The 22,109-nt window shown below is 59.2% G+C and carries 15 protein-coding genes and 1 riboswitch; of the genes, 1 reads left to right on the plus strand and 14 read right to left on the minus strand.

Features of this window, described 5'->3' with window-relative positions; translation table 11 throughout:
• Nucleotides 1–116 precede the first annotated feature (116 nt).
• From cobS to amiC, 6 genes are all read right to left on the minus strand, one after another.
• Nucleotides 117–860 (minus strand): adenosylcobinamide-GDP ribazoletransferase, encoded by a 744-nt coding sequence (cobS, locus tag BV390_RS09410; RefSeq protein ID WP_032696739.1) that lies wholly within the window; start codon nucleotides 858–860, stop codon nucleotides 117–119.
• Nucleotides 857–1,402, minus strand: a complete 546-nt coding sequence (gene cobU, locus BV390_RS09415) for a bifunctional adenosylcobinamide kinase/adenosylcobinamide-phosphate guanylyltransferase (RefSeq protein ID WP_032690907.1) — start codon at nucleotides 1,400–1,402, stop codon at nucleotides 857–859. Before cobU ends, cobS begins: the two co-directional genes overlap by 4 nt.
• Nucleotides 1,396–2,919, minus strand: coding sequence for a cobyric acid synthase (locus BV390_RS09420; RefSeq protein ID WP_032690906.1), 1,524 nt, complete (start codon nucleotides 2,917–2,919; stop codon nucleotides 1,396–1,398). Before BV390_RS09420 ends, cobU begins: the two co-directional genes overlap by 7 nt.
• 95 nt (nucleotides 2,920–3,014) lie before the next feature.
• Complete coding sequence (gene cbiB, locus BV390_RS09425) at nucleotides 3,015–3,974, minus strand: adenosylcobinamide-phosphate synthase CbiB (protein ID WP_032698867.1); 960 nt, start codon at nucleotides 3,972–3,974, stop codon at nucleotides 3,015–3,017.
• A gap of 157 nt (nucleotides 3,975–4,131) precedes the next feature.
• Nucleotides 4,132–4,293: riboswitch (cobalamin riboswitch) on the minus strand.
• Between the two features lie 83 nt (nucleotides 4,294–4,376).
• Nucleotides 4,377–5,462 carry a threonine-phosphate decarboxylase CobD gene (gene cobD / locus BV390_RS09430; protein WP_085396856.1) on the minus strand — a complete coding sequence of 362 codons (1,086 nt, stop codon included), beginning with the start codon at nucleotides 5,460–5,462 and terminating at the stop codon, nucleotides 4,377–4,379.
• Nucleotides 5,463–5,476: 14 nt separating this feature from the next.
• Nucleotides 5,477–6,730: an N-acetylmuramoyl-L-alanine amidase AmiC gene (gene amiC / locus BV390_RS09435; protein WP_032690903.1), complete on the minus strand. Its 1,254-nt coding sequence runs from the start codon at nucleotides 6,728–6,730 to the stop codon at nucleotides 5,477–5,479.
• Nucleotides 6,731–6,957: 227 nt separating this feature from the next.
• On the opposite strand from amiC, the gene argA reads away from it, so the two are divergent.
• Nucleotides 6,958–8,289, plus strand: a complete 1,332-nt coding sequence (argA, locus tag BV390_RS09440; RefSeq protein WP_004867060.1) for an amino-acid N-acetyltransferase — start codon at nucleotides 6,958–6,960, stop codon at nucleotides 8,287–8,289.
• 162 nt (nucleotides 8,290–8,451) lie between these two features.
• Here argA and recD read toward each other — a convergent pair whose 3' ends face one another.
• The 8 genes from recD to BV390_RS09480 all read right to left on the minus strand — a co-directional run bounded on the left by recD (nucleotide 8,452) and on the right by BV390_RS09480 (nucleotide 21,958).
• Nucleotides 8,452–10,290 (minus strand): exodeoxyribonuclease V subunit alpha, encoded by a 1,839-nt coding sequence (gene recD, locus BV390_RS09445; protein WP_032690902.1) that lies wholly within the window; start codon nucleotides 10,288–10,290, stop codon nucleotides 8,452–8,454.
• Nucleotides 10,287–13,835 (minus strand): exodeoxyribonuclease V subunit beta, encoded by a 3,549-nt coding sequence (gene recB / locus BV390_RS09450; RefSeq protein ID WP_085396858.1) that lies wholly within the window; start codon nucleotides 13,833–13,835, stop codon nucleotides 10,287–10,289. The genes recD and recB overlap by 4 nt, the downstream gene beginning before the upstream one ends.
• Entirely contained in the window at nucleotides 13,832–16,717 is a 2,886-nt protein-coding gene (gene ptrA / locus BV390_RS09455; RefSeq protein ID WP_032696733.1) for a pitrilysin, read from the minus strand. Before ptrA ends, recB begins: the two co-directional genes overlap by 4 nt.
• A gap of 123 nt (nucleotides 16,718–16,840) precedes the next feature.
• Nucleotides 16,841–20,212: an exodeoxyribonuclease V subunit gamma gene (gene recC, locus BV390_RS09460; RefSeq protein ID WP_064384418.1), complete on the minus strand. Its 3,372-nt coding sequence runs from the start codon at nucleotides 20,210–20,212 to the stop codon at nucleotides 16,841–16,843.
• Between the two features lie 12 nt (nucleotides 20,213–20,224).
• Nucleotides 20,225–20,491 (minus strand): prepilin-type N-terminal cleavage/methylation domain-containing protein, encoded by a 267-nt coding sequence (locus tag BV390_RS09465; RefSeq protein WP_249807876.1) that lies wholly within the window; start codon nucleotides 20,489–20,491, stop codon nucleotides 20,225–20,227.
• 41 nt (nucleotides 20,492–20,532) lie between these two features.
• Nucleotides 20,533–20,940, minus strand: a complete 408-nt coding sequence (locus BV390_RS09470) for a DUF2509 family protein (protein ID WP_032690897.1) — start codon at nucleotides 20,938–20,940, stop codon at nucleotides 20,533–20,535.
• Entirely contained in the window at nucleotides 20,937–21,494 is a 558-nt protein-coding gene (locus tag BV390_RS09475; RefSeq protein ID WP_228304925.1) for a prepilin peptidase-dependent protein, read from the minus strand. The genes BV390_RS09470 and BV390_RS09475 overlap by 4 nt, the downstream gene beginning before the upstream one ends.
• On the minus strand, nucleotides 21,491–21,958 hold the full coding sequence (locus BV390_RS09480; RefSeq protein ID WP_032696730.1) for a prepilin peptidase-dependent protein: 468 nt from the start codon (nucleotides 21,956–21,958) through the stop codon (nucleotides 21,491–21,493). The genes BV390_RS09475 and BV390_RS09480 overlap by 4 nt, the downstream gene beginning before the upstream one ends.
• Between the last annotated feature and the right edge of the window lie 151 nt (nucleotides 21,959–22,109).

Raw genomic sequence — 22,109 nt, forward strand, 5'->3', positions numbered from 1 at the left:
ATCAATACGCGCCTTTTCTTGCCCGCATGATGCCAGACGCGCCATCGCCTCCCCTTGCGGAGCAGACATGGCGCGCGATGCCCCATCGCCCGCTACAACTTATCGCGTAGCCTGACTCATAGCAGAGCCAACAGGAAAACCAGCTCGCCCAGTTCAATCGCCGCCCCGAGCGTGTCACCGGTTTGCCCACCCAACGTACGTTTCAGCAGCTGTCCGAGGATAAAAATGGCCACCATGGTGATCCCCAACGCCGCCACGCCGTGCATGCCAGGCAGCAGCATGGCGGCGATAATTACCGCTAACCCTAGCGTCACGCAGGTTTGTCGGCCGCTCACTTTGCCGATAAATACGTTACCCAGTCCTTCTTCGCGGGCGTAGCGATGGCGGTACATCAGCAGCACGGCGACGCCACGCCCGGCGGCACAGGCGGCCGCCAGCGCGGCCAGCACCGACGTTCCACGCAGCGCCAGCTCGCTGACAACCAGCACTTTTGCCAGTAAAACAAAAATAAGCGCCAGCCCGCCATGGGTCCCCAGTCGGCTGTCACGCATAATCTCCAGCATCCGTTCCCGACGACGGGCGGAAAAGACGCCGTCGCAGGTATCGGCGAGGCCATCGAGGTGAAAACCACCGGTCAGCAGCGCCAGCGCTAAAATGCAAAACAGCGCCGCAAGCGGAAGACCGCACCAGGACTGAACGGCAAGAAATACCAGCCCGCTCAAACCTCCCAGCAGCGCCCCGACCAGCGGAAAAGTGACGATCCCCCGGACATACCGATCGATCTCAAGCCCCTGAGACCAACGATCCGGCACCGGTAAGCGGCTGAGAAAAGAGAGCGTTGCCCAGAATAATTTGATCATTTAATTTTGACTCCAATACCTGATACCACCAGCCAGACCTCATCTGCCGCCGCCGCCAGGCGCTGGTTAACCCGGCCGGCAATATCGCGAAAATGCCGCGCAAGGCGGTTTTCCGGGACAATCCCCATCCCCACTTCATTGGTGACCAGCACCACTTTTGCCGGGCAGCGCTGGCACGCCACAATCAGCGAATGAATCTCATCGTCTATCATCCGCTCCATTGCCGCATAATCCCAGTCGTCCGGAGAGATCTCGCCCCCCTGAGCAAACAGCATGTTGGTCACCATGGTCGTCATACACTCCAGCAGCACGGCTTCTTGCGGGTCGTTACGCGGCGTAATAACCTCATCGAGATGGTGCCAGCGTTCGACGGTGCGCCAGTGCGCCGGGCGGCCATCGCGGTGATGCTGGATCCGCTGCGCCATTTCGTCATCCACGATTTGCGAGGTCGCGAGATACAAAACCTGCGGTGAATCGGCGACGAGCGCCTCGGCGTGGCGGCTTTTCCCGCTGCGGGCACCGCCGGTAACCAGAATCAGCATGATGGCTCCTGATGCTGCTGCATGATGTGATAAATCTTTTCGATATCAATATGCTGGCGCATGGCGGCGGCCAGGATATCGAACTGTTGCGATTTGTATTGCGCATAGTGAAGGGCGGTATCCAGCGCATCCAGCCCTTTGCGCCGACGCAGGCCGTTGACCAGCGCGCGGGTGAAATCATCGCTGTCGAACAGGCCGTGCAGATAAGTCCCGAATACGAGTCCATCATCCGTCATTGCGCCATCCGCCACCAGCTCGCCATCTTTCTCCAGCTGCATCAACGGACGGCAGCTCCCGTTAAGGGTCGTTTCCCCCATATGAATTTCGTAACCTCGCACCCGCAGGGCAGACGCGCCCGCCAGCCAGTCCGGCAGCGCGCTCGCCATTGTCGCGTCGACCTGAGTGGTGGTTTTATGTCGGGCAAACTGCGTCACGGTATTGAGCAGACCGAGGCCGGGCTGCGTCCCCAGGCCGGATTCCACCTCATCGACAATCGTCTCACCCAGCATTTGATAGCCGCCGCAGATCCCCAACAGCGGAATCCCCTGCTGACGTGCCTGCAAGACGCCCGCCGCCATCCCAGAGTCGCGCAGCCACAGCAGATCGCCCAGCGTATTTTTACTGCCGGGCAGGATAACCAGATCGGCCTGCGCCAGCTCCTGCGGGTGCCGCACGTAGCGCACGCGGACATCCGGCTGCGCCGCCAGCGCGTTGAAATCGGTGAAGTTTGAGGTATGGGGAAGCTGAACGACCGCGATGTCGATCTCGCGCTTCGCGGTGCTCAGATACTTCCCTTTCTGCAGCGCCACGCTATCCTCATCCTCCAGATCGACCTCCAGCCACGGCAGTACTCCCAGTACGGGGACGCCGGTTAATGCTTCGATCTGTTCGATTCCGGAATAGAGCAGCGCAATGTCGCCGCGGAATTTATTGATAATCACCCCTTTCACCCGGGCGCGCTCCTGCTCCTCAAGCAGCGCCAGCGTCCCGTAGATCGCGGCAAAGACGCCCCCTCTGTCGATATCGGCAACCAGGATCACCGGGCACTGCGCCATCTCCGCCATCCCCATATTGACGATATCGCGATCGCGCAGGTTGATCTCCGCCGGGCTACCGGCCCCTTCCAGGACCAGCACATCATACTCCTGCGCCAGGCTGCGATAGACCGAGAGGATCTGTTCGCGCAGGCGCGGTTTATACTCGTGGTAACTCACCGCATCCATATTCGTCGCCACTTTGCCCATCAGCACCACCTGAGCTTTCAGGTCGCTGGTGGGTTTCAGCAAGACAGGGTTCATCCGCACGTCGGGTTCGATACCGGCGGCCTCGGCCTGAAAGATCTGCGCCCGGCCCATCTCTTTGCCGTCCGCCGTGATCCCCGAATTGAGCGCCATATTCTGCGATTTAAACGGCGCCGTACGCCGGCCATCCTGATAGAAAATGCGGCATAAACCGGCCACCAGCACGCTTTTACCGACATCGGACGCCGTCCCCTGCAACATAATTGCCTGCGTCATGAGGCCTCCTCGTTCGCGTTTTCTCGCATTATTTTCCCATCCTGTTCTGTTATGTTGCCACTGCCCCGCTGCCAGAAGGTGATGCGGATTTCTCCTCAGGCCATCCCTGTCCATAGATACCGTGCGGCCATAAACATCACCAGCGCCAGCGTCGAGGCGACCCACATCAGGCGCAGGGCACGGGGAATATCCTCGGGCGAAATATCGCGTACGGCGTCGCCAATCCAGGGTTTGTCCACCCGCTGGCCAAAATAGTCATTCGGGCCGCCGAGCCGGATGCCTAACGCGCCGGCGACGCTGGCTTCCGACCACGCGCAATTGGGGCTGCTGTGCTGATAGCGATCGCGCCAGCCGATACGCAGGGCGCCCGCGGCGTCGTAGCGACATAACCACGCCGCAAGGCTGAACAGCAGCCAGCTCAGACGCGCGGGAATACAGTTCGCCACATCATCAAGGCGGGCGCTGACCATACCAATGGCGCGGTATTTTTCATGTTTATACCCCACCATGGAGTCGAGGGTGTTGACCGCTTTATAGGCCATCGCCAGCGGCGCGCCGCCCAGCAGCAGGAAGAACAGCGGCGCAATAATGCCATCGACGGTGTTTTCTGCAACCGTCTCCACCACCGCGCGATTGATCTGTTCAGGTTGGAGCTGCGCGGTTTCGCGCCCGACAATCCAGGAGAGCTTTTCCCGGCTGAGCGCCACATCGCCCGCGCGCAGCGGACGTTCGACTTCCCGGGCGGAATCCGCAAGGCAGCGCCCGGCCAGGAGCGTAAAGATCATCCACACTTCAACTCCCCAGCCCAGCCAGGGATGGAGGCTTGCCGCCAGTTTCAGTAGGCTCCAGGAGAGGAGCCAGGTCAGGCCAACCACCGTCAGCCACATCAGCGCGCCGCCAACGCGCAGCGCACGGTCGCTATGGCAATACCGGCGTACGATACGTTGAGTCAAGGTGATGAGATTGCCGATCCAGCGTACCGGATGCGGCCAGCGCGGCGGGTCGCCGATGAAAAAATCGAGAATCCAGGCCACGCACCAGGCAAGTAACGTCATTGCCAGGGCCTCGTTGCCGCCCGCCAGCGGGCGCCAATGGATGAATGGAGTCGTACCGCCATACCCTGTTCCTGTTCAGGGTGGTCGGGGTGTAAAGGTGCGCCTGACGCCGTCTTGCGACGGCACGCATCTGAGCAACCCACTTCCCACCGAAGTTGTTGGTAATGACCGACAGGCAGGTTTTCTGGCTTAGCGTCATCCTCGCCCGCCCTTCCCGGATTCGCGGCCGGTGGTATTTACGGGGTCGTCAGCATCACAGCAGCGGGGGCTGCGGAGGCGTTTCACCCCCTTCCCTTGCACCTGTTGGTTATCCTGCGGCTGCATCCGGACGCTCGTCAGACCGGGTATCTGAAGCAACAGGCGGCCTATTATGCCATACGGAGAAGCCGGTCGCTTGTGCAGTCAGAGGGGGGCGGCAAGGATGGCGCAGAGCGCCGTAAGCAGCAGTTGATTCTCCTCAGGGCTGCGAATCGCTACGCGGTAATAACCGTTTCCCAGTCCCGGATAGTTAGCGCAGCTGCGAATCAAGATATGCTGCTGCAGCAACGCCTGCTGCAGATCGAGCTCCGGGAGATGGCAACGTAAAAAGAGATAGTTCGCCCGCCCCGGATAGACGCTCAGGCCGGGAAGCTGACGGAGGGCCTGATAGAACCGGCTTCCCTCCTGCGCCAGCCATCGCCAGGTGGCCTGCTGATAGGCGCGATCCTTGAGTGCTATTTCCCCCGCCAGAGCGGCAAACGCGTTGATCGACCACGGCATTTGTTTCTCGCGCAGTCGGGCCACCGCCCGTTCATCGCTGTTAACCAGGTAGCCCAGACGCAGGCCGGGAATGGCGTAAAATTTGGTCAGCGAGCGAAGCACCCAGATATGCGGATTGTTTTGCAGAAAGGGGATAAATCCCGGCTGGTCAGGAATGAAATCGATAAACGCTTCATCAAGAATCAGCGCGATACCGGCGTCCCGGCAGCGGGCGGCAATCGCCTCAAGTAGCGGGCGCTCCGGCAGCAGGCCGGTCGGATTATTGGGCGTACAGAGGAACAAACAGTCCAGCTCTGGCGTCAGCGCCTCGAGAATCGCGTCGGTCAACTGCCAGCCATCCTCTTCACGCAGCGCGAACTCGAGGATAGTGCAATCGACCGTCTGCAGCGCGCGGCGATATTCCGCAAAACCGGGTTTCACCACCATCGCCGTGCGCGGCTTTAGCCCGTGAACGAGCGTAAAAATGGATTCGGTTTCGCCATTGCCTGCCAGGATCCACGATGCGGAAATACGGTGGTGTTCCGCCAGCGCAAGGTGCAACTGCGGGTATTCAACGTCAGGGTAGCGCTCCGCCAGGGCCAGATTATCGATAAGCGCGCGTCTGACGCTTTCCGGCATGCCAAGAGGATTAATATTGGCGCTGAAATCCCGCAGCTGGTGCGCCTCAATGCCCAGCAGCGCAGCGGCTTCCCGGGTATTACCGCCGTGCGCGCTCTTCAGTAGCGCCATCTCCCGCTCCCGTATTATCCGCGCCTTGCCAGCGTGGCGCCATCGGCGAAGTAGGCTTTAATCCCCGCCAGAATCGACTCAGCCACCTGCTGCTGGAAGGTCGCCGTTTTCAGCTTACGCTCTTCTTCTACGTTACTGATAAACGCCGTCTCCACCAGGATCGACGGAATATCCGGCGCCTTCAGCACCGCAAAGCCCGCCTGCTCCACCTGATTTTTATGCAGATTATTGATTCTGCCCATTTTTTGCAGCACCGCTTTACCAAACTTCAGGCTGTCGGCGATGGTCAGCGACTGCACCATATCGAACATCGTATGGTCGACATAGCGATCGCCGCTCTTGCTGACGCCCCCGATCAGGTCAGAGGCGTTCTGGGTCTGCGCGAGGAATTTTGCGGCGGTACTGGTGGCGCCTTTGGTCGACAGGGCAAATACCGATGAGCCTCGCGGCTGTCGGCTGGTGAAGGCATCGGCGTGAATCGACACGAACAGATCGGCGCGCTGCTTTTGCGCTTTGGCCACGCGAACCTTCAGCGGAATGAAGACATCTTCATTGCGGGTCATGTAGGCCCGCATGTTGCCCTCTTTTTCGATGAGCGCCCGTAGCCGCCGGGCAATCTGCAGCACCACATCTTTCTCACGGGTATGGTATTTGCCGATCGCGCCGGAGTCTTCACCGCCGTGGCCCGGATCGAGCATGATCACAATAGGTCGGTCGCGCCCGGCTTTACCCGGCTTCGGCCCGCTTTCTGCAGGAGGGACCTGACGTTCGAGATCGCCCTTGTTGTAATCTTCCAGTAACGCCAGCAGCGGATCCTGAACATCGGTGGCGGTCGAAGGATAGAGATCCATCACCAGACGCTCCTTAAAGCCGGCCACCGGCGCCAGGGCAAAGAGCTGCGGTTTGATGTTCTGCTTGAGTTCAAAGACCATGCGCACGGTTTGCGGATCAAACTGGCCGACGCGCGCGGACTTAATATAAGGGTCATCATCGCGAATACTCGCCCCCATGCCTTTTAGCACGGAGTTAAGATTGACGCCTTCCAGATCGACCACCAGCCGTTCCGGATTGCTCAACGCAAACTGCCGATATTTCAGCACATGACTGGATTCTACCGTAACGCGCGTATAGGTTGACGACGGCCAGACGCGTACGGCGACGACCTGCGCGGCGGCCGCTAAACCCAGCGGGCTGACGCTCATTAACCACATTGCGCCCGCCCCCTGTAAAAAACGACGACGGCTTAATCCTGACTTGTATCCCGGCATGCCACTCCCAAGCAATAAAACGTATTGGTACTCAAAACAGACAGATTGACCGGAAACTTTAACGAAAGCTGCATAACCTGTCATCAATAAAAGGGTAAACAATCTTAGGCAGCGCGCATTTGATCACAGATTTTTATCAGTTTCGTCGCAAATTTAGACTTGCGTTTAACCACGAAACAGAATAAAAATACACTAATTACGAATAATCATGCATTGAGGGTTGAGTCATGGTGAAGGAGCGTCGCACCGAACTGGTAGAAGGATTCCGCCATTCTGTCCCCTATATTAACGCTCATCGGGGAAAAACGTTTGTCATCATGCTCGGCGGCGAAGCAATTGAGCATGAGAATTTCTCCAGTATTGTCAATGACATTGGCCTTTTACATAGCCTGGGCATCCGCCTGGTGGTGGTCTATGGCGCGCGCCCGCAGATTGATGCCAATCTGGCAGAGCATCACCACGAACCGGTTTACCATAAACAGACCCGCGTCACCGACGCCAAAACCCTCGAGCTGGTGAAACAGGCTGCGGGCATGCTGCAGCTGGAAATTACCGCGCGTCTGTCAATGAGCCTGAATAACACCCCGCTGCAGGGCGCCCATATCAACGTGGTGAGCGGCAACTTTATTATCGCTCAGCCGCTGGGCGTCGACGACGGCGTGGATTATTGCCATAGCGGACGCATCCGCCGTATCGATGAAGAGGCGATCCATCGCCAGCTGGATAACGGCGCTATCGTGCTGATGGGTCCGGTTGCCGTTTCCGTCACCGGCGAAAGCTTCAATCTGACCTCGGAAGAGATTGCCACCCAGCTGGCCGTGAAGCTGAAGGCGGAAAAGATGATCGGCTTCTGCTCTTCGCAAGGGGTTTACAACCAGGATGGGGTGATTGTTTCCGAACTGTTCCCTAACGAAGCTCAGGCGCGCGTGGAAGAGCTGGAGGCGGAAGAGGATTACAACTCCGGCACGGTGCGTTTTCTGCGCGGTGCCGTCAAGGCCTGCCGCAGCGGCGTGCGTCGTTGCCACCTGATCAGCTATCAGGAAGACGGGGCGCTGCTGCAGGAGCTGTTCTCTCGCGACGGTATCGGCACCCAGATCGTCATGGAAAGCGCCGAGCAGATTCGCCGCGCCACCATTAACGATATCGGCGGTATTCTTGAGCTGATTAGCCCACTGGAGCAACAGGGCATTCTGGTGCGCCGCTCCCGCGAACAGCTGGAGATGGAAATCGATAAATTCACGATTATTCAGCGCGATAACACCACGATTGCCTGCGCCGCGCTCTATCCGTTCCCGGAAGAGAAAATCGGCGAAATGGCCTGCGTCGCGGTGCATCCGGACTATCGCAGCTCATCGCGCGGTGAAGTGCTGCTGAACCGCATCGCCACCCAGGCGAAGCAGATGGGATTGAGCAAATTGTTTGTCCTGACCACCCGCAGTATTCACTGGTTCCAGGAGCGCGGCTTTACGCCGGTCGATATCGATCTGCTGCCGGAAAGTAAGAAAGAGATGTACAACTACCAGCGTCGTTCCAAAGTGATGATGGCCGACCTCGGCTGATGTCACCGCCCCGGATAACGGCGTAAACGCCTTATCCGGGCGCCCCTCCTCTGCCCCCCTGAGTCAGCACATCCCACATGTAGCCCGGCTAAGCACAGCGCCAGCCGGGGAAAACGCTGACGCTTGAGTCGGCAATCCCCGGCGGGCAGAGGAAGGTTGAGATTACGCGCCGCTGGCGAAGATGTCCGCCAGCCCGCTGCGCCGCTCGGTACGGGCGACGATGGACTGGGTTAGCACCTGTTCATCGGCATAAATCGATAGCCGCTGTTTTGCCCGCGTGATCGCGGTATAGACCAGCTCGCGGGTGACCAGCGGTACGATTTTGGCGGGCAGAATCAACGCCGCATGGTCAAACTCTGACCCCTGCGATTTATGCACCGTCATCGCCCAGGCGGTGTCGTGCTCCGGCAAACGACTTGGCTGCACCGATTTAATGCTGCCATCCGGCATCGGGAACCAGACGCGCAGCCCCTCTCCTCGCTCCAGTGCAATACCGATATCGCCGTTAAACAGCCCCAGCGCGCTGTCGTTGCGCGAAATCATCACCGGACGCCCTTCATACCAGCGTGAATGCCTCGGCAGCGTTATCGCCCGCCGACGGTTAAGCATCTGCTCCAGCTGTTCATTCACCCCGCTGACGCCGTATGGGCCGTCGCGCAGGGCGCACAGTAACTGAAATTCACCAAAGGCGGCGATCAGGGCCTCCGGCTCGGCCCGCTCGCGCAGTAGCTGCAAATAGCGACCGTACCCCGCCTGCGACTGCTCTAGCATGGCTTCATATTCTTCAGTCGTACTCAGCGGATGCAGCACAATATCCTCGAAGGCCTGGCGCAACGTCGCTCTGACGCCGTGGCGATCGCCGTTGTTCACGGCGCGAGCCAGGCTACCAATGCCGGAATGACTGCCAAAACGATAGCTTTTTTGCAGCAGGCACAGGCTGTCGCGCAGCGCGCCGGCAACATCACTTTCGCCCGCCGGTACCGGGTGGCCGGTCAACCTCTCCAGCTGCGCCGCTCGTCCGGCGGTATAGCCGGCATTGACCCAGGCACAAATATCCCCGAGTACCGCTCCGGCCTCCACCGACGCCAGCTGATCGCGGTCGCCGAGGAAAATAACCCGCCCGTGTTCCGGCAGGGCATCAATCAGCCGCGCCATCATCGGCAGGTCAATCATTGAAGCTTCATCCACCACCAGCACATCGAGGTGCAGCGGATTGCCGGCGTGGTAGCGCATCCGTTGGCTACCGGGCTGAGCGCCCAGCAGACGATGCAGCGTGCTGGCTTCGGTAGGTAACAGCGCCTTCTGCTCATCGGTTAGCGGCAGGCGACGCAGCGCCTCGCCCAACGATTCCGTCAATCGCGCCGCCGCTTTCCCGGTCGGCGCCGCCAGTCGGATGCGGCAGCGCGGTTGCCGGGTTGTCTGAATCAACGCCGCCAGCAGCCTGGCGACGGTGGTGGTTTTCCCGGTGCCGGGACCGCCGGAAATCACCGAAATACGACGGGTCAACGCCACTGCGGCGGCAACCTTTTGCCAGTCGATCTCATCGCTGGCGGGGAAAAGAGCGTCCAGCGTTTGCGCCAGCAGGGCCTCATCAACGTCCACAACCTGGTTAGCTTCGTTGAAGAAGCGGGCAACGGTCAGTTCATTACGCCACATCCGGTTGAGATAGAGTCGGTCGCCGCACAGGACGATCGGCGTCGGACGTTCGCCGTCGCTGACGGCTTCCGAAGCAAGCAAAAGCGCAGACCAGTCATCGGGTACGCCCGCCTGGGCCAGCAGCTGTTCACGCAGTTCATTGGTTTTACCGCTCAGAAACTCGTCCGTCCGCAGACGCGATATCGGCAGACAAACGTGCCCCTCGCCAGCATCACGGCTGAGCACCGCCGCCGCCAGCTTCACCGCCGGATGCGCCTCTTGCGCCACCATCAGGGCAAACTGGACATCTAACGGGCGCAGCAGGCGCTGACTGGCCGCTTCCAGCAGCAGTTCATCCATCGTCATGACAGAACCTCCAGGACGTCTCCGGCAAACAGCGCATCGAGACCGTCAATCAGCGGCTGCACGGGACGGGTAGTGAAAATGCCCTGCTCGCCGCTCTGCCCGTCCATGCCGCGTAAAAAGAGATAAATCACGCCGCCAAAATGGCGTTCGTAGTCGTAGTCCGCAATGCGGTGACGCAGGTAGCGGTGCAGCGCCAGACTATAGAGCTGGTACTGCAGATCGTAGCGGTGCGCCCGCATCGCCTGTTCCATCGCCTGTCGGGTATAGGCCTCGCGGTCCGCTCCCAGCCAGTTCGATTTATAATCCAGCAGGTAATATCGGCCGTTATGGCGGAAAACGAGGTCAATAAAGCCTTTTAACATCCCGCGAACCTGGCGGAAGTCGAGGGGCGGGCAATCCACGGAGAGCGGATCGTAGCGGCGAATCAGCGCATCCAGACGCAGCGGTTCCAGCGGGCGTTCGATAGGCAAATAGAAGGCCATTTCGACCTGCTTATCATTCGTGGAAAGTTGGTTCAGCGCAATCCCGGCACCCGGCAACGGAGTACGTAGCACATCATCCAGCCACTGCGTCAGCACCGGCGTCCACTGCTCGCCGAAGCCGCCGGACTGCAGCTTTTCCGCCATCCAGTCAGCCGGGACCGGTTGGGTAAAATCGAGATCTTCAAACAGGCTATGCAGGAATGTCCCCGGCGATGCGCCGCGCGGAAACTGATGTGGCGTAAGCTGCGGCTCCGCGGCGACGTCACCGACGCCGGCGGCATCAACGTCAAGGCGCGGCAACAGATCCTGAGCCGCGCTCTGACCATGCTGCTGTAATCCGGAATAGCTGGTCACCCGCCAGTCATCGCTAACCTGACGCACAAGGCTCCTGGCGGACAGCGGCGGCAGCGTTTCCTGCGGCGCCTGCCAGGGCGTTGCATCCGGAGCGGTAGGCATTTGCAGCGCGATATCCTCGCCGCAGAAGGCTTGCAAACGCGCGGCCAGCCCAGCGGCATCCATGGCTTCGCCGCCCTGTAGCAGACGCCCGAGCGCGCTGTGATGAAAATCGCTGGCGCCGGGTTTATCGCTGCGTCGGGTACTCAACGGGGCCACGCCGAGGCTACAGTGCCAGACCGCGCGGGTCAGCGCGACGTACAGCAGGCGCAAATCTTCCGCCAGGCGCTCCGCTTCCGCCAGCTCCAGACTGCCCTCATCCTGACCAAGATCGAGCACCGCGGCAAACGAGTCGCGATCGTGATAAAACGCCTGATCCTGTTTGCGGAAACGAGCAATAAACGGCAGCCAGACCAGCGGGTATTCCAGCCCCTTCGATTTGTGGACGGTGACGATTTGCACGAGGTGCTTATCGCTTTCCAGGCGCATCTGCTGACTGGACGCATTGCTGTCCGGTTCGGCGATATGCTGCGTCAGCCAGCGCACCAGCGCATGTTCGCTTTCCAGCTGGCTGGCTGCCTCCTGCAGCAGTTCGCTGATATGCAGGATGTCGGTTAAACGGCGTTCACCGCCGACCGTCACCAGCAGATTTTCCGCAATCTGCCGCGCGCTCATCAGCGCACGCAGCATCGGCATCACCCCGCGCTGGCGCCAGATTTGCCGGTAGATGCTGAACTCTTCAACCAGCGCGTCCCACGCTCGTTCATCCTGGTTGAGGCGTTCAATATCCAGCGCATTCAAGCCGAATATCGATGTTGCCAGCGCACTGCGTAGCGTATTTTCTCGTTCGGGAGCCAGTACCGCCTGCAGTAGCCATAAAATCTCCTGCGCTTCCGGCGTGTCGAAAACGCTATCGCGATTAGAGAGATACACCGACGGGATCGCCAGCGCCCGTAAGGCATCCCGGATCAACGAGGCTTCCTGACGGTTACGTACCAGAACCGTGATATCGGAGGCCTGAACCGGCCGGGCTGCTTTGTCATTACGCCAGAGCAACGCGCGCCCCTGTTGACCGGCGCTTAGCCAGTCGCGAATTTGCGCCGCGCACAGCTGCGCCATATACGTCTGATAGTCACCGGATCCCACGGCCTCGCCCGGCATCAGCCAGATGTTCATTGCCGGAACCGCGTTGTTATCCACGGTAAAGCGCAGCCCGTGGTTTTTCCCGGCCGGTTTGACCGGCAAGAAAGGGATCTCCCGGAACATAAAGGGGTTATCGCTCAGGCTGAACAGGCGGTTAACGCTTTCAACCACCCCGGGAGCAGAGCGCCAGTTGGTATCCAGCGTATAATGAGCCGCCACATCGCCACGCGCTTTCATATAGGTGAAAATATCCGCGCCGCGGAAGGCATAGATGGCCTGCTTGGGGTCGCCGATAAGCAGCAGCGCCGTCTCCGGCTGCTGCCGCCAGATACGGCGAAAAATTCGGTACTGCTGCGGGTCGGTGTCCTGAAATTCATCAATCATCGCCACCGGGAAACGCTGACGAATGGCGCTGGCCAGCGCTTCTCCGCTCTCGCCGCGCAGCGCATCATCCAGCCGACTGAGCATGTCATCAAAACCGAGCTCGCCGCGCCGACGCTTTTCCCGGGCGACCGCTTCGCGGATCTCCACCATCGCCCTGGCGATAACCAGATCCGTCAGCGTCAGCGGAGAAGAGAGCAGCTCTTCAACCACACTGAACAGCGGATGCACCGGCGGCTCACCGCCGGCTTTAGTTCGTTCATGTAAGAAGGCCTGCGAGAATTTCTCCAGCGCGTCAGGAAGCTGATAACCGAGCGTCTCTTCCTGCGCCCAGGCGTTGATTTTCTCTATCCACTTTCCCTGGTTGCCGCGATTGAACTTACGGCGGTCGAGACCGGAGTTCTCCAGTACCCCCTCAATCTCAGCAACCTGTTCCCGCCACTGTGTTTTCATGGCGTTAATGCGCGCAATAATGTGCTGATGGCGTTCGGCCAGCGTCTCTTCCGCTGCCGGCGGGGATTTGAGCTGCGGAGCTTCGCCCTGCAACCAGCGATCGAGGGATTTCAACAGATCGCGCGGACCTTTCCACGCCTCATGAATGACGGCGGCGATCTCCCGCGGCAGCGGATAGCAATGTCGACGCCAGAAGTCTGCGCAGGCCTGGTAACGCAGCCGGGATTCATCTTCGATCAGCTGCTGCTCAAAGAGCATGCCGGACTCAAAGGCATTGAGACTCAGCATCCGCTGACAAAAGCCGTGAATGGTAAATACCGCCGCTTCGTCCATCTGTCGTTCCGCCAGCAGCAGCGTATTCGCCGCCTGGTTCTTATCCGCAATTTCAGCCAGCAAAGCGCTATAGAGGGGATCGGTCGCGCTGTCGCGCAGGCAGGCAATGCGCAGCTCGTGGATATTGCTGCGAATACGGCCGCGCAGTTCTTCGGTGGCTGCTTCGGTGAAGGTCACCACCAGCAGCTCTTCCACGCTGACCGCACGAGGAAAGGCGGATTCCCCGCCAAGTCCCAGCAGTAGCCGCAGGTACAGTGCGGCGATGGTAAAGGTTTTTCCGGTGCCCGCAGAGGCTTCTATCAGGCGCTCACCCGTCAAGGGCAAGCGCAGGGGATCCAGAGACTCGGCGGTTTCGGTCATTCGTTCTCTCGCATCAGGGGTAAGGATTTCTGCAATGCGCTGACGTTTTCCCAGACTTTGCCACCTTCAGGATGGACGTAATCGGTCTTGCCATTCTGGCTGCCGGAAATCTGGGACAATATCGCCATGCCTTGCGGAACCACCACCGTCTGATGGAAGAAGTCGGCAAGTTTTTGCGGCGTCAGCAGTTTTATCTGAGCCACTACTTTATCACGTGAATCGAAGCGCATATTACCGCGATCGAAATCTTTGCTCAGCTGCGAGGCTTCGCCGCCCAGGGTTTGCGGCGCCTGAGTCATCTGGCTTATCACCGCCTGCTGGATTTGCGCAAACTCTGCCGGGCTCATCGCCCGCAGTTTAGCTTCCGCGGTCGGGAAGAACGCCTGGAAGCGCTGCCAGAGGAAAGCAGGCTGTTTATCGCTGCTTTGCAGCAGGAAGCCCATCCCCCACTGGCGCCCGACGTTCATCGGGAAAGCAAAGACCGCGTAGCCAAGCTGCTCTTCGGTGCGCAGCTGGTTATAGAACCACGGCTGAATAATCTGCCCGAGCAGGGAGCTGGCGGCGGAGCTGCTGTATTCATCCACGTTCGGCGGGGCGAAGACGGCGGCCAGCGCTGAATCGGTGCTGTTACCGGTTTTTTCAAAAATCGCCAGTTGCTGACTGTTGATCAGGACGTCTTTGTTGCGACACCACTCATTGCCATCAGATCCCAGCTGCTGCTGGATCTGACGCGCCATGGCGGTGGACTGTTCAGCGGTGAGGTTGCCGATCACCAGCAGCTCCGGGCGCCCTTTCGCTTTCAGGTTGTCGCGATAGGCCAGTACCTCTTGCAGGCTAATTGACGGCAGCAGCGCCCGGCGCTCCTCGCGCTGGAAATAGGGCACCTGGGACAACATCTGAACCGGCATGATCGCCTGGTCGTAGGCTTTACCTTTGTCCGCCGAGTCCATCATCTGCGCATACCAGGATTTGGCCTGCTCCAGCTGCTCTTCGGTCGGCGTATAGCTGAAATAGCCGTCCAGCAACGCGGTAAACAGCTGCGGCAGCCGCTGGGTGTAGCCGTTGGCATTGACCATTAATCCGTTATTGGCGCCGGTTGAGAAGGAGATGCCGCCCACCGCTGCCTGGTTGCTGAGCTGATCGAGAGCGATGCCTGCCAGATAGTCATTCAGCGCGAACATGACCTGGCTACGAGCGCTGTCCATGGCCTGCGGATTACGCAGCACCAGAGAAACGTCAGCCTTTGGCTCGCTGGCGAAGAACTGACTGGGCGCATAGACCACCCGCAGCGTCGGCTCATCAACGATCAGCTGCGGATGCGGGTAGGCTTTATCGCTTTTAATCAGCGTAAAATCGTCAGGAATATAAGGGTTCAACACCGGCAGCTTCAGGTCGATAGCGCTCGCCTTCTGCTGCCAGTCGCTAAAGGTCTGCGCGCTGATCTTGTCGACTTGATACGGCGCATTCACAAAGTAAGCGGTTTTGTTATGCGGCTCTTGCGGGCTGATATACCAGACGCGTGCATTTTGCGGCGTCATCATGGCCAGCCGGTCTTTAATCGCCTGCGGATCGTAGCGATCGGCGATGTTGACCACGTCCAGCGCATGCTCCACCGGTACGCGAATCATGGTGTCCGCCAGCCATTCCACGTAATCCATATCGCGGCTGATCGACGGATAGCGGAAATCAAGCGCCAGAACATGGGACAGCTCATCGAAATAGCGTTTGTCGATGCCCTGGCTACGCAATAGGTTGAGGTAACTGAAGATCGCCGCCGCCACTTCATCACGGTGCGCCAGACCTTTGTCGGTCAGGGTCGCCGAAATCGCCAGCACGCCGCTGTTGCCGTTGACCGCCGGATCGGAGTCCGCGCGAATCCCCTCGACCAGGCCTTGCTGCTGCAGCCAGTCAGATAAGGTTCCCGGGCTGCGGTTGCCGATCATGTAGGTCACCAGCTCGTCGGTTTTGCTGCGGAATTGCTCGCTGTTGTTATCAATACGGAATTCAACGCGCAGCACTTTGCGCGGCATTGCCGGGACGTAGTGAATGATGATGCCCTTTTGCGCATCGGTCACGACCGGGACGGTGATTTCCGGTTTGTTGATATTGTGGTTTGGCACCCGGCCATAGGTTTTCGCCGCGATGCTCGCCAGTTCTGGCAGCGGTTTGTTGCTGTAAATGACCGCCTTCATCAGGTTCGCCGAGTACCAGCTGTCGCGGAAAGTATGCAGGGCGTCGAGCACCGGTTTACCGGGCTTGTCGCTAAGCGTCTCAAGGTTACCGCCGGAAAAATGCGAAGCCGGGTGCGCCGGGTTAATGGTTTCGGCACTCACCTGGGCCATGCGCATCCCGTCACGGGTGCGCGCCATGGTCAGCTCGGCGTTGACCGCATTGCGCTCGCGATCGGCATATTTCTTATCCAGCAGCGGAGCGGCAATGGCATCAGCCAGACGATCGACCGCGCCGTCAAGGGCATCGTTTTCGACTTCAAGATAGAAGGCGGTGCGATAAGGCGCGGTACTGGCATTATGGCTGCCGCCGTGCATTTTCAGAAATTCGGCGAGGCTGTCCGGCTGCGGATAATTTTGCGAGCCCATCAGCGTCATGTGCTCCAGAAAATGCGCCAGCCCCTGATGATCGACGGGATCCTGCAGCGACCCCACGGGCACCACCAGCGCAGACAGGGATTTCACCGCCTGCGGATCGGAAACCAGCAGGACCACCATGCCATTATCCAGGCGAATGGCCTGATACTGTCGGGGATCTTTTTCGCTTTTACGAATGGTTTCCTGAATCGGTTGCCATCCGGTATCTGCCTGACTTAACGGCGCCCAAAGGGCAGCCAGTACTAAAATAACCTTGAACCATACACTGCGGGGCATTCACGAACCTCATCATTAACAAACTTTGCGCTGACTGCGTCAGCGTTATGCACATCAGTCCGTGATTGGTTGCGCATGATAATTGAACACCTTATTCTGCGCAATTTTTATACTATTACAAATTTATTCGGACTGATGGAAACGAAATATCGGCAACAGGTAGCGCTGTGTTTGCGTGATAATTTCTTCATAATAAGCCGGTTCAAGCGTGCGCCAGAGGCGTTGATACCACACATCCGTCCCTTCGCCACTGACCACCATATTACCTTCATAGACCTGAAGAAATTTGCTACGCGCTTTTTGTTGCGTCTCTTCATCCGTTAACATGACATCCTTTTCAGCGTCATAACAGACTTTTAGCCATGCACCGCCGCTTTCCGGCAGTAACAGCAGCGGTCTGGACATGCCTTGCAGGTAGCCTTCTACCAGCTGATCAAGGTACGCTTTGGCCTGTTCCTGCGCCAGCGGCGGGAAACGCCACTCGCCCTCTTTGCGCACCAGCAGTCGGCTTTCACCGGTTCCGCCGCTAGCACAGTAGACAAGGTGTTCCAGCCAAAGTTGCATCCCCTGCGCGACGCTCAGCAGCGACGGTCGCCAACGCAGCAGACCGTCAGATTGTACCTGCTGTAGCCACCCCGTAATGTTGACTCCGTGACATTGCAGATCGATTTCCATGCTCTGCCCCGGCTGACGGCTGGCAATGACCCGCTCCGCAAGGTTCTGCATCTCCTGACGCTGCGTCTCCCAGGCCAGCTCACCAAAAGCGCCAAAGGGCAGCTCTCCCGCGGCGCGGAAGCGACGATACATCGTCGACGCATCCTGTTGTTCAATCAGCGTATTCAGCAACTGCTGGTTCAACTGATAACGGCTAAGTCCTTCGAGGGTGAACGGCTCGTCATCGGGAATTTCACTCTCTTCAGAACGGAAGTTAACCCGCAGGCGCTGCTGGAAAAAGGCGCGTACCGGGTGTTGCCAGAATCGCAGCAGCTGTTCAAATGACAGCGTTTCGATAACCGGCGCCGGCAACGGCTGGATAAAGTCGCCATGCGCCTCTCCCTGCTGGCTGGCAGCCGCCAGCCACTCCCGGGCGTAGCTCTGATATTCATCATCACGGAAATTGGCCGCATCAAAGGGCATGCGCGTATGCAGATGGGTGATATGTGCTTTGACGCGTCGCTCGCTGGCGTCACAATCCAGCGCCTCATCCCCGGCCAGGCAGTGGCTCTGGCCAATATAGTCCGCCAGTTCTTGCACCAGCACCGAAGGATAGCGTTCGCTATTGTCCTGAATCGAGCGGCCGATGTAGCTGATATACAATGTCTGTTCGGCGGACATCAGCGCCTCCAGGAACAAATAGCGGTCATCATCACGACGGCTGCGGTCGCCGCGCTGCGGTTTCTGACTCATTAAATCGAAGCCCAGCGGCGCCAGCGTCCGCGGATAAACGCCGTCGTTCATCCCGAGCAGGCACACCACTTTGAACGGTATGGAGCGCATCGGCATCAGAGTACAGATGTTGATCGGCCCGGCGAGGAAGCGCTGGCTGATACGCTGCTGGTCCAGCCGCTGCGCCAGCTCATCGCGCAATAAAGACAGAGGAACGGACTGCTCATATTGTGCCTGGGCACCTTCGCCAATCACCGTCTGCCATTGCTGTTCAATCAGCGCCAGCGCCGCTTCGGTGTCGCCGTCGGGCAGGAAAAAGTCATTGAGCAGTTCGCGACAAAGCGGCAGCCATTCCGCCAGCGGACGTTCCTGCGCCAGCTTCCGGCGCCAGAGGTTGAGCTGCATCAGCAACGAAGCCAGATTACCCACCAGTTCAGCGATCAGCCCGCTGGATTCATCATAGGGCAGGACCGACTGCCATTCGCCCTGGCTGCTGTCCATCGCATAGCCCAGCAGCATCCGCGTCAGGCCAAAGCGCCAGGTGTGTTGCCCGGTGGCAGGCAGATCCAGTTCGCGCACATTATCGTCATCCATTCCCCAGCGCACGCCGGATTCATTAACCCACTGACGCAGATAGCGCAGCCCCTCTTCGTCAATGTTAAAGCGCGCGGCGAGCACCGGAACATCCAGCAGAGCCAGGACATCTTCGCTGGCAAAGCGGCTGTCGGGCAGAGCAAGCAGCGTAATAAATGCCTGCAGAGCCGGATGCGATTCTGTGGCGCGCCGGTCGGAAATCGCCCACGGTAGCCAGCGTTCGCCGCTGGCGCTGCCGAATACCGCCTGAATGTAAGGGCTGTAGCTGTCGATATCCGCCACCATCACGATAATATCGCGCGGCGTCAGTTCAGGATTCGCCTCCAGCATCGCCAGCAGCCGGTCATGCAGCACCTCGACCTCACGCTGCGGACTATGGCAGACGTGGAGGGTCAGGCTACGATCGTCGAGTGCCAGCGGGCGTTTGCCGTGACTGTGGGCAAACTCTTCGGCGCTTCTTCCGGCCACTGCGGTATTGCGCAGTTCGAGGATATCCGCCTGCAAATTGTGCAGCAGATTATCCGGCGTAATATCGACAAAGGCATCCAGCTCTTCATAACGATCCAGCCCGGCCAGCAGATAGATGTAGTCGCGACCCAGCTTCCCCCAGGAAGCGAGCAGCGGATTACCGACGTCCTGTTCCCCTGCATCGTTAAACAATGCTGGCGCCTGCCCGGTATCGCGAAACAGCGGGAGTTCGCGCGGTTCACGATGATGACGGCGCTGGCGTGACAGCAGTTTCGCCAGAAAGGCCGGGTCTTTAATATCGCCCCAGTAGTAACGACAGGGGTTGGTGAACAACACATACACATCGACGTGCTTGCCCAGCGCCTGAAGCGCCTGCAGGTAAACCGGCGGCAGCGCCGAAATTCCACAAATAAAAACCCGCGAAGGTAGCCCGGCCGGAGGTTCATCCGCCGCTTCCAGCGTGCTGATAAAGCGCTGGTACAGATTGGCACGATGCCAGAGCGGCTGCCCCAGCGCAGCGGTATGGTCGACCAGCGCCTTCCATAACGGCGCCTGCCACTGCTGGGCGTCGCCGAGGCCATCGACGCGCTCATTGGCCTCCCAGCGCATCAGCCATTCCGGGCGATAGACCAGATACTGGTCATAGAGGTCGGCGACCCGGGCTGCCAGCTGAAACAGTTTGCGCTTGTCGCTATCGTCGCTGAGATAGTGGCGTAACAGCGTAAAAGCCTCATCGTCAAGATGTTGCGGCAGGAGGGTCATCAGTTTCCAGCTCATGCTCTGCTTACTGAAGGCGCTTTCCCCGGGTATATCCGACAGTACGCGGACAAACATGTCCCAGATAAAGCTCGCCGGCAGCGGGAAGTCGATATTGGCGGCAATGCCAAACCGTTTTGCCAGCGTCATCTGTAGCCACTGCGCCATCCCGGTACTTTGCACCAGCACCATTTCCGGCATGAAAGGGTCATCCAGCCGCTGGCGCTCGACGATAAATTCCATCAACGCTTCAAGAACATCCAGACGGTTTGAGTGGTACACCCTTAACATATTCGCTCCTGACTACTGACTGACCGGGCAATGCAGCCGGGTCATCTGCACCCGTTTATCCACGGGCATGGTGATCGTTACCGTGATGCTGACACATCTGGCCGCCGATGTCTGCAAGCGGGTAACGGACCCGCCGGGTGGGATCTCCGGAGGGTTCATCTGACCATAGCGCCACGCGTCGCGCCACAGCTGGCGATATTGATTTAACTGGATAAAACCATTGGCCAGCCCACGCTGGTAGCCGCCAAGGGCGGTCACCACCATAACCAGTAACGTCATCGCCAGCAGCGTTTCCGGCAGGCTAAACCCTTGCTCATGGTTCACGGCATCCGACACAGATTCGCCTCCGTTAGTGGACAAAAGTCGCTCCAGCCGTGGGGAGAAAAGCGCACCACGCCCTCTTCAACCCGACCAGATTGCCACAGCAAAATGCGACCGCCGCTGGCGATTAACAGGGCGGATGCATCGTCAAAAATGCGCAGGCAGGCGCGCCAGCCCCCGGCAGCAGAATCACGGCAGGCGTTGGCATCGTGTACCGTCCACGCCAGAGTTTTTCCCCACTGCAGCGCGGAGTGCGCACCGGCCGTTTCGCGGATCGCCTGAGTTTCACCCGCGGTTTGCGCCAGCAGGGAGCGCTGCTGCTGGTTCAGCCCTTGCAATAACATACTGCCAAGCGCCAGCAGCAAAAGCACCATCAGCAACGAGGAGGCTCCCCGCTGGCGGTTCATAAGTTATACCCGGTCACGCGATATTCCGCCTGAGCCGAAATATGGGGATCCGCAACCGCATGCGCCGCCAGCATGACGGTAAGCTCCGGAGCAAATCCGGCGATATCCTGGCGGGTAACCTGAAAATGGGTCACGTTGAGTGCTCCGGGATTCGTCATTTTTTCCCATCCCCCGTCACTGCAGCTGGTCACACCGCGCCGCGTTTCCAGCGCCCCGTTGTTCAAACGAAATCCTGTCGCATCAGACATTGCTTCCGGCGTGGCATCCCACGCGCCGTTGCTATTACTATCCCAGCGGACGATCGCACAGCGACCATCGCTGGCGATAAGCAACGGTTGTCCCACGCACTCCCCGGCGCAATAGCCCGCACGCTGCAGATGTTTTGCTACCGTATACACGCGCTGCCAGAGTTCGTTATCCAGAGACTGCTGCTGCGTCTGCCGCAGTGTCTGCCGTTGCAGAGCAGGCAGAAAACGCGATGCGCCCATCAGTAAAATCGCGCTGATGGCCATTGAGATAAGCGTCTCGGCCAGCGAAAAACCTCGGGGAATCAGAGGCACGATGCGTTCTCCTCGTTGCGGCACAGGCGAATTCGCCCCCAGCCAGATACGATAATATTCCAGCTCCCCCCCGCGCTTTGCAGCCGGATATGTCCGGCCCAGGCGCTGTTACGCAACCCGTAAAAACCTAATCCCGGCGTGATGTGGCTGAGCGCCACTTCCGGCCAACGCGGCTGCAGCGTAAACGGCGTTACAGCCGCACACTCCGCCAGCGTATCTTCGGCGCTCAGACACCAGACGCCGCCGCTTTGCCCCACGCTCACCAGCCGGTTGCGGTTATGCCAGTTCGCGTCGTCGCGTAGCAGCACCAGGTAGTCGCGCACCTGGCTGGCGGTTTGCCATAAGCGCTGTTGTTGCTGCCAGCTCTGCCAGCCGTACAGCCCTCCTGCGCTGAGAATAAGCACCAGCGTCAGCGTTATCAGGGTTTCAATCAGGGTGTAGCCACGTTGTCTGTTCATGGCGCGAGTATGGGGAAAAAACGGCGCGGAGACGACGGGCAAAATAGCCTTTCGCGAGGCGTGCCGAAGCCAGGCATCAGGTTTGCAGACGATTACAGAAAATCAGGAAGCGAGTTTGCGCAGGCAAAAAAAACCGGCGCCTCAGGCACCG

This window comes from Klebsiella sp. YJ (assembly GCF_002108615.1).
Lineage (GTDB): Bacteria > Pseudomonadota > Gammaproteobacteria > Enterobacterales > Enterobacteriaceae > Klebsiella > Klebsiella planticola.